We start from the raw sequence: 12868 nt of genomic DNA, 5'->3' as shown, positions 1-12868 counted from the left end.
GTGCCGGGGTGGGCGCTGGATCTGTGATCAGAAGGGCAACTGGGCGTGCGGTGCCAGCGCCAGGATTTGCTCCTTGAAGGCCTGCTTGATGCGTTCCAGCGCAGCGGCATTGTCCGCCTCGAAGCGCAGCACGACGACAGGCGTGGTGTTGGAAGCGCGGGCCAGGCCAAAGCCATCGGCATATTCGGCACGGACGCCGTCGATGGTGTGGATATGCAAGGCGCCAGGGAATTGGGCTTTTTCCTGCAAGGCCGCGACCAGCGCATGCGGTTCGCCTTCCTGCATGGGCAGCTTCAATTCAGGCGTGGACAGCGCATCGGGCAGGGCTTCCAGCACGGCGGACGGGTTTTCATTGCGCGACAGGATTTCCAGCAAGCGGGCGCCGGCATACAGTCCGTCGTCAAAGCCGTACCAGCGTTCTTTGAAGAAGATGTGGCCGCTCATTTCGCCGGCCAGCGGTGCACCGGTTTCGACCAGCTTGGATTTGATCAGCGAGTGGCCGGTGCGCCACATCAGCGGCTTGCCGCCGGCGGCTGCCACGGCCAGGGCCACGTGGCGGGTGCATTTGACGTCGTAAATGATTTCGGCGCCCGGCTGGCGCGCCAGGATGTCGCGTGCATAGAGGATCAGCTGACGGTCAGGCCAGACGATATGGCCGGACTTGGTCACGACGCCCAGGCGGTCGCCATCGCCATCGAAGGCCAGCCCGATTTCGCAATCAGTGTCGCGCAGCGTACGGATCAGGTCCTCCAGGTTGTGCGGGTCAGCAGGATCCGGGTGGTGATTGGGGAAATCGCCGTCGATGTCGCAGAACAAGGGCGTGACTTCGCAGCCCAGGGCTTCGAACAGGCGGACGGCCGTCGGGCCGGCCACGCCATTGCCGGCATCCAGGGCAATCTTCATCTTGCGCTGCAAGCGGACATCTCCGGTGATGCGCTGGACGTAGTCGCCCGCGACATCGCGCAGTTCGGACTGGCCTTGCGGGCCGGTGTAGGCCTGGGGCGCTTCCATGCGCGCCTTGAGGCCGAGGATATCTTCGCCATGCAAGGTACGGCCGCCCAGCATGATCTTGAAACCGTTGTACTGGGGCGGATTGTGGCTGCCGGTAATGGCAACACCCGAGCCTGTATTGAGCAGGAACGTGGCGAAATACACCAGCGGCGTGGGCACGGAGCCAATATCCACCACGTTGATGCCGCCTTGCTTCAGGCCCTGTTGCAGGGCTTGCGACAGCGCCGGGCCGCTGTGACGTCCGTCGCGGCCCACCACGACTGTCGTCACGCCCAGTTCGCGGGCTTGCTCGGCGAGGGCCAGGCCCAGGCGTACGGCAAAGGCTTCGTTCAGTTGTTCGGGCACGGTGCCACGAATGTCATAGGCTTTGAATACGGCGGCAGGCAGGGGGGGCAGCGAGGTGGCAGTCATAGGGAGGACAGAAAAGAGAAGAGGGGGCTCCGGCATCGACACCGCAGCATGGGTTCATGGGCGATTCTACCCGGAGCCAGACGTAGAATAGGCGCAAACTGCAATGGCCCGCCCGGTTCCGGCGCAGGGCGAAAAGGATGTCGGGGGAACACGTGGAAGGTTTGCTGAAAGAGTTGCGCGCCATCGTCGGGGTGGAGCACGTGCTGGAGGGCGAGGCTTTGCAGCCCTTGCTGGAGGATTGGCGTAAACGTTATCGAGGCTGGGCCAGGGCGGGGGTACGGCCTGACAGCACGGAGGCTGTCGCGCAGGTCGTAAGCGCCTGCGCGCGCCATGGCGTGCCATTGGTGCCGCAAGGCGGCAATACCGGGCTTTGTGGCGGTGCGACGCCCGCGGATGATCGTGCGGTGCTGTTGTTGACCTCTCGTATGAACCGGGTGCGCGAGATCGACACGGCCAATGACACGATAACGGTCGAGGCCGGCTGCCTGCTGCAGCAGGTTCAGCAGGCGGCGGAAACTGCCGGGCGCTTGTTCCCGCTCAGCCTGGCGGCAGAGGGCAGTTGTACCATCGGCGGCAATCTGGCGACCAATGCCGGCGGCACGCAGGTATTGCGTTATGGCAACACGCGCGACCTGACGCTGGGCCTGGAAGTGGTGACCCCCCAGGGAGATATCTGGCATGGCCTGCGCGGGCTGCGCAAGGACAATACCGGTTATTGCCTGCGGGATATCTACATCGGGAGCGAGGGGACGCTGGGCGTGATTACGGCGGCGACCCTGAAACTGTATCCCCAGCCGCGCGCGCAGCGCACGGCGCTGCTGGCCCTGCCTTCGCTGCCTGCGGCCGTGGCCGTGTTGGAGCGGGTGCGTGCCGGCTTTGGCGCGGGGCTGACGGCTTTCGAGGTGATGGCAGCCATGACGCTGCAGGCCGTCGTGCATTATTTCCCCGAACAGCGCCTGCCGTTCGCCGCCGAGACGGCTCCGTGGTATGCCTTATTGGAGTTTTCCGATAGCGAAGACGAAGTCCATGCGCAGTCGCGGCTGGAAACCGTGCTGGGCGCGGCGCTGGAGGCGGGTGAAGCCCTGGATGTGGCCGTGGCAGGCAGTGTGGCGCAGAGCCAGGCCTTCTGGCATCTGCGTGAAAGCATTCCGCTGGCGGAATTCCGCATGGGCAAGGCGATCAAGCACGACATCGGCGTGCCGGTGTCGCGCATAGCGGCTTTTGTTGAAAAGACCAATGCCGCCTTGCAGGCGGCATTTCCCGGTGTGCGCCATGTCATCTTCGGGCATCTGGGCGATGGCAACCTGCATTACAACGTGGCGCCTGCGCCGGGCCAGAGCGAGGCGGAACTGCTGGCGCTGCAGGCGCAGGTCTATGACATCGTGCATGGCAGTGTCATGGCCCATGGCGGCAGCATTGCGGCGGAGCATGGCGTGGGGCAGCTCAAACGCGACCTGCTGCCGCGCTACAAGGATCCGGTGGAAATGGCCTTGATGCGTCGTATCAAGGCGGCGCTGGATCCTGACGGCCTGATGAATCCGGGCAAAGTGCTGTAAGGCCGTGAGCGGCGCGTGGGGCGTCGCTGGCCTGGCGGCGCCTGCAGGGCTTAACGCGCACGGCGCGGCAGAGGTGCCAGGCGCCAGATAGACGGGCTTAGTTGCGTTGGCAGCGTGGGCAGTAATACGTGGCCCGTTGCCCTTGCACGATCCGTTTGATAGCCGTGCCGCAATGCCGGCAGGGCTGGCCTTCACGGTCATAGACGGCGGCGTGGATATCGAAATAGGCGCCGGGCTGGCTGTCGGGGTTGACGTAATCGCGCAGCGTGCTGCCGCCGGAGGCCAACGCATCATTGAGCGTCTCGGTGATGGCTGCCGCCAGCCGGTCGCAGCGCGCCTGGGAAAGTTTGCCGGCAGGCGTGGCCGGGTGGATACGGGCGCGGAACAGGCTTTCCGAAGCATAGATATTGCCGACGCCCACCACTGCCTGCCCGGCCAGCAAGGCCTGTTTGATGGCCTGTGACTTGCCGGAAAAATGGCGGCGCAGCCAACTGCCATCGAAGCGGGGGTCAAAAGGCTCTATGCCCAGGTGCGCCAGCAGCGGGTGTTGCTCCACCGGCGTGTCACCATCGGGGTGCCAGAGCACAGCGCCGAAACGCCGTGGGTCATGCAGACGCAGAATGGTGTCGCCGAAGTCCCATTCCACATGATCATGGGGGCGCACGAAGCTATCACGCGCGACCACGCGCAGGGCGCCAGACATGCCCAGGTGGACAATCTGCACCCCGCGCTCGAAACGCAGCAGCAGGTATTTGCCGCGCCGGCTGCACTCCAGCAAGGTTTGTCCGGGCAGAATGGCAGGCAGATCGGCGGGGACTGGCCAGCGCAGGCGTGGTTCCCTTACAACGAATTCGCGCAGCGGCTTGCCGCTGACCAGGGGCGCAATGCCGCGCCGGGTGGTTTCGACTTCTGGTAGTTCGGGCATGGGATCCCCTGTGGCTTCGCCAGTGCTAAGATGGCCCTTCGTTCGTGACGGCAGGATTGTGCCATCAACAAGGCGGGTCGCGTGAAATCCCTCAAGGTTGTGAAATTCGTTACGGTAGCGCTGTTCCAGGGCAGCGCGGCTTTGTTGTGTGCTGCCCAGGCAGATAGGTTGCCAGGCAGCGACGCGCAGATACGGGACAGGCTCGACGAGCAGCCGGTGGAGGTGATCCGCCTGCGTGCCGGAGAGTTGCCCGAGGTCACTTTGTCCGCAGATATCCTGTACCGCATTCTGGCGTCCGAAATCGGCGCGCAGCGCGGCGTCTTCGATATCTCCTCGCGGACGATGCTCGGCCTGGCCCGTGATACGGGGGACCCCCGATTGGCGCGTCGTTCGCTGGAGTTCGCACTGGCCAATGGCAATATGCGCGGTGCGCTGGATGCCGCGCGCTATTGGAGCCGTCTGGCGCCCAATGACCCCGAGGCCAGCGCCACGGAGCTGGCACTGGCCGCTGCGGCAGGCCAGACCAGCGGTTTGGGCGAGGCACTGCGTGAACGTATCGACAAAGCCCAGGATAAGGCGGAGGCCATCGGCCAGGCTGTCGGCGTGCTGAGCCGTGTCAGTGATCGCCGCATGGCGCTGCGTGTGCTGGAAAGCGCGCTGGAAGGCCGTGCCCGCCACGTACCGGAATCTCATCTGGCCTTGTCCGATGTGGCCTTTACGGCCGGGGAATACCAGCGTGCGCTGGATGAGGCCAAGGCGGCCCAGGCATATCCGGCCTTGCGCGAAGAAGGCGCCTTGCGCCGCCTGCAGTACGGTATCGTGGTCGATCCCGATCAGGCGGTGGCCGATACGCGTGCCTTTGTCAAAACGCATCCTGCCGCGCGTAATGTGCGCCTGATGCTGGCCAGCTACCTGTCCGAACGGGGCGATTATGATGCCGCGCTGGAAGAGGTTCGCGATATGGCGCATCTGGCGCCGGAAGATTTTGAACTGATCTACATCCAGGCGCAGCTCAACTATCGCGCCGGCAGGCTGGATCAGGCAGATTCGCTGCTGCAGCAGTTTGTCGGTGTCCAGGCGCAGCGCCAGGAAGCCGTGGCGCCGGGCGCCAGCGATGCGGGCGAAGCGCTGGCCGATGCGCGCCTGTTGCGCGCCGCCATCGCCGAAGACCAGGGCCGGCTGGACGATGCCATCATGGAGCTGGGCCGTATCGACGACCCGGCCATGCGTTTCCCGGCCCGTCTGCGCCAGGCCAGCCTGAGGGCCAAGCAAGGCAATCTGGATGAAGCGCTGGCCATGTTGCAATCGGTCGAGCCCATGGACGAGGACGAGCGCATGCAGCAGGTCATGCTGGGTGTGCAACTGCTGCGTGGCGCAGGCCGCCACGAAGAGGCAGTGACCTTGCTGCGCGAAGTCGAGGCCGAAATGCCGGATTCGACGGATATCAAGTATGAACTGGCCATGGCGCTGGAGCCCTTGAACCGCATCGGGGAAATGGAGCAGCTGCTGCGCGAGGTGATAGAGCTGGATCCCAGCTACGCGCATGCCTACAACGCGCTGGGCTATACCTTCGCAGAACGCAATATCCGCTTGTCCGAGGCGCGTGAGCTGATCGAGCGGGCGCACGAGCTGTTGCCTGACAATCCGTATATTCTCGATAGCATGGGCTGGGTGCGCTACCGCCAGGGCGATGCGCTGGAAGCGCTGACCTACCTGCAGCGCGCCTATGCGCAAAGCCAGGAAGTCGAGATTTCCGTGCACCTGGGTGAAGTCCTGTGGGCCCTGGGCCGGCGGGGTGAGGCACGGGCCATGTGGCGTGCTGCCGCGGCCAGGGATGCCGATAACGAATTGCTGCGCGACACGCTCAAGCGCCTGGGGGTCAAGCTGTGAGCTTGAGCCTGCGGCGTTGGCTGGGTTATCTGCCTTTGCTGGCAGTGAGCGCCTGCGTGACGCCGCCGCCGATTGCCGAACAGCAGGCCGACGGTTTTGCCCGTACGGGGCGGTTTGCGCTCAATGTGGAAGAAGTAGGGCGTAAACCCGAGGCGGTGCAGGGTGGCTTTGCCTGGCGTGATGAAGGCAGCCGCCTGGTGCTGGATCTGGCCAACCCGGTGGGCAGTACGCTGGCGCGCCTGGAGGCCACCGCTGGTGGCGCTTCGCTGACGCATGCCGACGGCCGGGTAGAGTATGCTGCCGATGTGGAAACCTTGTTGGCGCAGGTGCTGGGCGGCCCGATGCCGGTGACGGTGTTGCGCGCCTGGTTGCGCGGCAAGCTGGCTGCCGGCGCGCCCGCCGAGAATGTCGAGCGGGATGCCGATGGCCAACTGGCATCGTTCCGGCAACTGGGCTGGGATGTCCGGCTCTGGCGCTATGACAACCAGGGCCCGTTGCGGCTCAATGCCAAGCGTCAGGATGGCCTGCAGTCCATAGACCTGCGCCTGGTGGTTCAATCCTCCTGATTTTTTCGCCATGTTCTACCGTCCAGGCCAGTGCCTGCATGATGTACCCGCGCCGGCCAAGATCAACCTGTTCCTGCATGTGACGGGGCGCCGTGCAGACGGCTACCACCTGTTGCAGACGGCGTTCCAGTTTCTGGATCTGGCCGATACCCTGCATTTCGATTTGCGTACCGACGGGCGCATCGTGCTGCATGGCGCAACCGCCGGCGTGGCGCATGATGACAATCTGGTCGTGCGTGCGGCCCGCAACCTGCAGGCGGCATGTGGGACCGCGCTGGGGGCGGATATTCGCCTGGAAAAGCGTATTCCCATGGGGGGCGGGCTGGGGGGCGGCTCCAGCGATGCCGCCAGTACCCTGATTGCGCTGAACCGTCTGTGGGATGCCGGCCTGGGGCGCGCGGCCCTGATGCAGCTGGGCGTGGCACTGGGTGCCGATGTGCCGGTATTCCTGTTTGGGGACAATGCTTTTGCCGAGGGGATCGGCGAGCAATTGCAGGCGTTGACGCTGCCCTCACGCGCCTATCTGGTCCTGCGCCCAGGTGTCTCGATTCCAACAGTAGAAATTTTTTCTGCAAAAGACTTGACACGTGATTCTGAGAGGATCATAATGGCGTTCTTTTCCGAGATGACGAAAACAAACAAGGGGAACATTTCCGAGTTTGGCCGGAACGATCTGGAAACGGTAGCATTCAGTCGCTACCCCGCCGTCAGGCAGGTGGCTGAGTGGATGACCGAAGAAGGGTTCCCGGTTCGCATGTCAGGGTCTGGAAGTTGTCTTTTTGGCGAATTTCACGATCTCGACAAAGCAGTTTTGGCAGAACGGAAATTTGCCGCTAAAATGCGTGCTGTGCAGTTTCCCGGTAACGGTGAGGCTGCCCCGGTAGAGACATATGTTTGCCGGGGATTAAGCGAGCATCCATTGAAGCAGTGGGTTGTTTGAGCAGTTGGGGAGTCGCCAAGTTGGTTAAGGCACCGGATTTTGATTCCGGCATTCGAGGGTTCGAGTCCTTCCTCCCCAGCCACTAACCCATACATACCAGGCATTGACTGCAAAAAATACGCAAAGCTGTTGAACCCGCCGATTCATCATAGTTGGCTCAGTTCGACAGCTTTTTCTTTTTCTGACGTCCGGAACCGTCACTACCATGTCCTCCAACGACAGCTTCATGATTTTCACCGGCACAGCCAATCCCAGGCTTGCTGCCGATGTCGCCAGTCATCTCGATATGTCCCTCGGCAAAATGTCCGTTGGCCGTTTCTCAGACGGTGAGGTGGCAGTGGAAATCAATGAGAACGTGCGCGGCAAGGACGTATTCGTGCTGCAGCCCACCTGTGCGCCTACCAATGACAACCTGATGGAAATCATGGTCATGGTTGACGCGCTGCGCCGTGCATCGGCAGGCCGCATCACCGCCGCCATTCCCTATTTCGGCTATGCCCGCCAGGATCGCCGTCCGCGTTCGGCGCGCGTCGCCATCTCGGCCAAGGTCGTGGCCAACATGCTGCAGGTGGTGGGCGTTGACCGCGTCCTGACCATGGACCTGCACGCAGACCAGATCCAGGGCTTCTTCGACATCCCCGTTGACAACATCTATGCGTCGCCGGTGCTGCTGAAGGACATCTGGAACCACGAATTCGAAAATCTGGTCGTGGTTTCGCCCGATATCGGCGGCGTGGTGCGTGCGCGTGCGCTGGCCAAGCAGCTGGAAGCCGACCTGGCCATCATCGACAAGCGTCGCCCGCGCGCCAATGTCTCCGAAGTGATGAACATCATCGGTGAAGTGGATGGCCGTACCTGCATCATCATGGATGACATGGTGGATACCGCCGGTACGCTGTGCAAGGCTGCCCAGGCGCTCAAAGAGCGCGGCGCTGGCAAGGTCTATGCCTATTGCACGCACCCGGTGCTGTCCGGTGGCGCGGTCAAGCGCATCAGCGAATCCGAACTGGACGAACTGGTCGTGACCGACACGATTCCGCTGAGCGCCGAAGGCGCAGCTTGCGGGAAGATCCGCCAGCTCTCCTGCGCATCGCTGCTGGGTGAAACCATGCTGCGCATCTCGCACGCCGAGTCGGTCAGCTCCTTGTTTGTCGATTGAACTGTTTCTGACGGGGTGCTGGTCGCGGCACCCTGTCTTTTTGTCCGCCACACAGGGTGGCGGACGCTTACCCGGCGGTTCGCCGCCTATCAAGTCTGGAGTTATCCATGCAATTCAACGCCACTACGCGTAGCGTCCAGGGTTCGAGTGCGAGCCGCCGCCTGCGCCGCGCCGGCCGTGTTCCCGCCATCGTTTACGGCGGCACCGAACAGCCGCTGAACATCGAACTGGATCACAACGAGATCTACCACGCACTGCGCAAGGAAGCTTTCCACGCTTCCATCCTGAGCATGCAACTGGAAGGCAAGACCCATTCCGTTCTGCTGCGCTCGGTGCAATGGCACGCCTACAAGCCGCAAGTGCTGCACGTTGACTTCCAGCGCGTGCTGGCCAACGAAGCGATCACCACCAAGGTTCCCCTGAACTTCATCAACGGCGAGCAATCGCCTGCTGTGAAGCTGGGCGGCGCCATGATCAGCCACGTGGTCACCGAAGTTGAAGTCAAGAGCCTGCCGGCCGACCTGCCTGCTTCCATCGACGTCGATCTGGCCAACCTGCAAGGCGGCGAATCGGTGCACCTCAGCTCGCTGGTTCTGCCCAAGGGCGTGACCGCGCTGGGCGATGCAACGCAAGTGCTCGCCACGGCCATCGTTCCTGCTGGTGGCGCTGCTGAAAGCGAAGCCGAGGCCTAAGCTGCCCGGACGCCAGTGCTGCACGGGCTTGTTGCCAGGCCCGTGCGTGCAGTCTGTAGAATCCCTGTCTGGCCTGTGTGGCCTGGCAGGGATTTTTTTCATGGATACCGTGCGCCGCTTTCCGGCGCAGGACAGGAGTTGCAATGAGTGCCGCGCCGATACGCCTGATTGTGGGCCTGGGCAATCCCGGAACCGAGTATGAGCGAACCCGTCACAATGCCGGATTCTGGCTGGCTGATACCTATGCCTCTGATTTGCGCGCCAGCTTCGCTGTAGAAAAAAACTTCATGGGTGAAGTGGCCAAGGCAAGGGTGGATGGCGAGAATATCTATCTGGCCAAACCGATTACCTTCATGAACCGCTCCGGGCAGTGTGTTGGCACGCTGGCGCGCTTTTATAAACTGGCGCCGGAACAGGTGCTGGTGTTGCATGATGAGCTGGATCTGTTGCCTGGGCAGGTCAAAATCAAGCAAGGTGGTGGGCATGCGGGCCACAATGGCCTGAAGGATATCCAGGCCGCGCTGGGTGGGCCGGGCTTCTGGCGCCTGCGCATCGGTATTGGCCACCCACGTACCCTGGGCCTGGCGCAACAGGTAGCGGATTTTGTATTGCACCCGCCGCGGCGCGAAGAGCAGGAACAGATTGACGACGCACTGGCGCGTTGCCGCCCGTTGCTGGCGCATTTCCTGTCCGGGGATTTTGAACGGGCCTTGCGTCAGCTGAATGAGGGCAAGCGGGCATGATGTCCGGTCGCCGTTCCGCGCGGGAAGCTATCCGGCAAGGGCCGGTGTCCCGGAGGGCAATGCGCCGGGGAGCCGGGCATGAGTGAGCAGCGGGCCATGAGCCTGGGGCGTGATGTGCGCGACTTCCTGGCGTTCATCCGGCGCCCGACGCTGGCTTGCCGCAGGCCGACCGGCATGGGGCTGCCCGTGGATAACGGACGGGCGGATTGGCTGAGACTGCCGCGTTTGCGCCGCATGCTGCTCTGGGCGGGGCTGCTATGGCTGATATCGCTGCTGGTATTTGCGCCCTTGATCGTCGGAGTGACCGAAGCAGGAGGGGCATCGCACCGGCTGGTTTTGCATCAATGGCTGTGGCTGCATGCCATTTTCTGGGCGCCGGTGACGGAAGAACTGGTGTTTCGTTACTGGCTGCGGCGGCCCTGGCTGGGTGCGGCCTTATTGCCACCGTTGATCGTTGTGCTGGTCAATGGCCCGACATGGTGGACAGGCGGCCTGCTGGCGCTGGTGTTGGCGGTGTTGTGGTGGCCGCGTACGCGGCACCATGTGCCCCGGCGTGCCTGGCGGCCGTTGCGCTGGTACCGGCGCGGCTTTCCGTGGATATTCCATCTGTCGGCGCTGGCCTTTGCCGGCATGCATCTGATCAACTTCAATCTTGGACAGGTGTCGTGGTGGTTGTTGCCGGTTTTGGTCTTGCCGCAATGGCTGGCTGGCCTGGTACTGGGATGGATACGCGTACGGGCTGGCATCGGCGCGGCGATTGTCTTGCATGGCTTGTATAACGGCGGGCCGGTATTGGTGTTGATGCTCGCATTCAAACTGATGCCAGGCGCTGCCTGACCCGAATAGCGCCAGCGCGCTGGAACAATGTCTTGTGCCGCGTGCTGTGCATGGGGGGGGATCGCTTGATCTGCCTGGCAGGTGCAGGCAAAGAAACATGCCGGCCCAAGCGCCGGCATGTTTCTTTCAGAAGAGCCAACCGTGACGAGGAAAGAGAGGTTCCCTCGTCATGGGCCGGTTCAGCCTTGAGGCTGGCCGCGTTGCTGACGGCGTAGGCCCAGCAGGCCCAGCGCCAGCAGTGCCAGGTGGCCCAGTGCGCCCCCGCCACTGCCACCATTATCGGAGCCATTGTCGTTGCCGCCGGCCGGTTCCGACGGCGCCGCCGTCACGACGACGGCAGCGGTGGCAGAGACTGCATTCGGACCACCGAAGCTGCGCACGCAATCCAGCCCGAAGGTATAGGTGCCCGCCTGGTTGAGCGTCAGTTGAACGCCGTTGCTGCCGTCCAGTGCCTGGGCTCCGGTCCACAAACCGTCATTCTCCCCTGTTGCGGAGCAGCTACTGACATTCTCGGCTTTCCAGGTAAGGGTGAGCGCACTGCCGGCAGCGAGCTGCTCGGCGGATACGGCGAGTTCTTGAGTAAAGACTTCTGGCAGAGCGACATCAATAGAGAAGACGGTGCCGTTTCCTTCTTGCAGGCGTGTACCGTCCGATATTTCGCCGTTGCCGCCGTGAGCGTTGATACCAAACAGTTTCTGTACTCCGTTGTTGACGGCGCCGGCAGATAGCCCGATGGGCAGACCGCCTTCGGTACCGAGATCGAAACGGTGCAGAATTTCGAGTTGATCGTCGGATCGGTCTGCTTGCTTGCCTGTTTTCACACGGAAGATCGTGCCGCTGCCTACGGCATATTTCTTGGCATGGACGGCGGAACCGTCGAAACGCGTGGTGCCGTAGATATTGCCGTCCACGGCGCGAACCAGTGTGCCAGTCGGATTCACGCCATCCGTATTGGCGACTCCCGTGGCATGAGTATTCTGGAAATAGTGCACGACCTTGAAACTGGCCGGATCATTTTTCCTGACGCGCCACAGGGCGCCGCCGTCGGACGATTCGGGCACGGCGCTTGCAACGGAGTCACTGGATCCATTGTTGAAATAGGTCGTGCCGTAGAGCCATTCGCCATCTTCGAGCAGGGCGCTCATGCTGCCGTCATCGCCCGCACGCAGTACTCCGTCACGGCCGCGCAGGAACGTATGCAGTACCTCGACCTTTTCGGGTGCGAGCACGCCGTTGTTGGCCGCACCTTCCTCCAGCGCCGCTTTGTTGATGCGCACCAGTGTTCCGACACTGCGCCCGTAGTAGTCGCTGCTCATGCTGCTGTCGGCAACGCCGAGTGTTGCGACGATGGTCAGCAGGTACAAGGCCTGGTCCTTTTCGCTCCAGACCATGTGCTGCGGGACGCCGCCCTTGTGCTGGACTTGCGTGGCATTGGTCGTGCCCGTGTAAAAGCCCCCGTCATTGCCGCCGGCGCAGAAATCCACCACCAGGGTGTAGATGCCCTGGGCATTCATGCGCCAAAGTTTGTTGCCCGTATATGTGCTTGCGCAGGTCCCTGCGCCACCGCTGCCGAAATAGAGATTACCGTCGCTGTCCATGGCGAGCTGGCCGCGAGGCTTGGCAGCCTTGCTCAGGGCAGCGGTTTGATCCGGCCGGGAGAGGAAGGTGGCCTGGCCGTCTTTGATGGTGAAGACACCGCCAGTGCTGGCCGTGCCGGAATAGATGGTGCCGCCGTAGAGCGTATCTTGCGCAGTATTGGGTACCAAGGTGGAAATGCTGGCGCGGATGTCGCAGTCCAACGGATTTGCCGTGTAAGTGACGCTGGAGGAGGGGTCCAGGCTATAGACGACGCCACGATCGAAATTCCAGTTTTCCCAGGAGCTGGGGCAGGTGCCGCCACCGACCCGGGTTGTGCCATACAGTTTGCCGTCTGCAAGCTGGATGGGTGGGGAGTATGGCCACGTGCCTGGGTGGCTGCCCTCGGTGCCAGTGAACCGCACCAGGATATCGGGGGTGAAGGAAGTGCTTGCCTGCTGGGCGGCAGCAGGCTGGGCATGAAGTATCCCGGCGCACAGCAAAGCGCTGCTTAAAAGCGTCAGGGAAATCAGGGCGGGAGGATGATGACGTTCAGTTTTCAT

The 12868-nt window shown here is 62.8% G+C and carries 11 protein-coding genes and 1 tRNA gene; 9 read left to right on the top strand and 3 right to left on the bottom strand.

Annotation, left to right across the window (positions count from 1 at the left end; translation table 11 throughout):
• Window positions 1–27: 27 nt before the first annotated feature.
• Window positions 28–1422, bottom strand: coding sequence for a phosphomannomutase/phosphoglucomutase (locus tag ACNA1V_RS11230; RefSeq protein ID WP_415833697.1), 1395 nt, complete (start codon window positions 1420–1422; stop codon window positions 28–30).
• Window positions 1423–1559: 137 nt separating this feature from the next.
• Here ACNA1V_RS11230 and ACNA1V_RS11225 point away from each other — a divergent pair, with 137 nt between their 5' ends.
• Window positions 1560–2978 carry an FAD-binding oxidoreductase gene (locus ACNA1V_RS11225; protein ID WP_415833696.1) on the top strand — a complete coding sequence of 473 codons (1419 nt, stop codon included), beginning with the start codon at window positions 1560–1562 and terminating at the stop codon, window positions 2976–2978.
• Window positions 2979–3075: 97 nt separating this feature from the next.
• Here ACNA1V_RS11225 and mutM read toward each other — a convergent pair whose 3' ends face one another.
• Complete coding sequence (gene mutM / locus ACNA1V_RS11220) at window positions 3076–3903, bottom strand: bifunctional DNA-formamidopyrimidine glycosylase/DNA-(apurinic or apyrimidinic site) lyase (protein ID WP_415833695.1); 828 nt, start codon at window positions 3901–3903, stop codon at window positions 3076–3078.
• Window positions 3904–3984: 81 nt separating this feature from the next.
• On the opposite strand from mutM, the gene ACNA1V_RS11215 reads away from it, so the two are divergent.
• The 8 genes from ACNA1V_RS11215 (at window position 3985) to ACNA1V_RS11180 (ending at window position 10730) form a co-directional block, all read left to right on the top strand.
• Complete coding sequence (locus ACNA1V_RS11215; RefSeq protein WP_415833694.1) at window positions 3985–5793, top strand: tetratricopeptide repeat protein; 1809 nt, start codon at window positions 3985–3987, stop codon at window positions 5791–5793.
• The gene (locus ACNA1V_RS11210; protein WP_415833693.1) at window positions 5790–6359 is read left to right on the top strand and encodes a lipoprotein insertase outer membrane protein LolB; all 570 of its coding nucleotides are present in this window, start codon (window positions 5790–5792) and stop codon (window positions 6357–6359) included. Before ACNA1V_RS11215 ends, ACNA1V_RS11210 begins: the two co-directional genes overlap by 4 nt.
• A 10-nt stretch (window positions 6360–6369) precedes the next feature.
• Window positions 6370–7299 carry a 4-(cytidine 5'-diphospho)-2-C-methyl-D-erythritol kinase gene (gene ispE / locus ACNA1V_RS11205; protein ID WP_415833692.1) on the top strand — a complete coding sequence of 310 codons (930 nt, stop codon included), beginning with the start codon at window positions 6370–6372 and terminating at the stop codon, window positions 7297–7299.
• Window positions 7300–7304: 5 nt separating this feature from the next.
• Window positions 7305–7381: transfer RNA gene (locus ACNA1V_RS11200), tRNA-Gln, on the top strand.
• Window positions 7382–7504: 123 nt separating this feature from the next.
• Window positions 7505–8458: a ribose-phosphate pyrophosphokinase gene (locus ACNA1V_RS11195; protein WP_415833691.1), complete on the top strand. Its 954-nt coding sequence runs from the start codon at window positions 7505–7507 to the stop codon at window positions 8456–8458.
• 107 nt (window positions 8459–8565) lie between these two features.
• Complete coding sequence (locus ACNA1V_RS11190) at window positions 8566–9150, top strand: 50S ribosomal protein L25/general stress protein Ctc (protein ID WP_415833690.1); 585 nt, start codon at window positions 8566–8568, stop codon at window positions 9148–9150.
• Window positions 9151–9293: 143 nt separating this feature from the next.
• Complete coding sequence (gene pth / locus ACNA1V_RS11185; RefSeq protein ID WP_415833689.1) at window positions 9294–9893, top strand: aminoacyl-tRNA hydrolase; 600 nt, start codon at window positions 9294–9296, stop codon at window positions 9891–9893.
• A 78-nt stretch (window positions 9894–9971) separates the two neighbouring features.
• Window positions 9972–10730 carry a CPBP family glutamic-type intramembrane protease gene (locus ACNA1V_RS11180; protein WP_415833688.1) on the top strand — a complete coding sequence of 253 codons (759 nt, stop codon included), beginning with the start codon at window positions 9972–9974 and terminating at the stop codon, window positions 10728–10730.
• 179 nt (window positions 10731–10909) lie between these two features.
• On the opposite strand, the gene ACNA1V_RS11175 is transcribed toward ACNA1V_RS11180, so the two are convergent.
• Window positions 10910–12868, bottom strand: coding sequence for a choice-of-anchor tandem repeat GloVer-containing protein (locus ACNA1V_RS11175; protein ID WP_415833687.1), 1959 nt, complete (start codon window positions 12866–12868; stop codon window positions 10910–10912).

Source organism: Kerstersia similis (assembly GCF_965139615.1).
GTDB classification, from domain to species: Bacteria; Pseudomonadota; Gammaproteobacteria; order Burkholderiales; family Burkholderiaceae_B; genus Kerstersia; species Kerstersia similis.
This window is presented reverse-complemented; position numbering and strand designations above follow the sequence as displayed.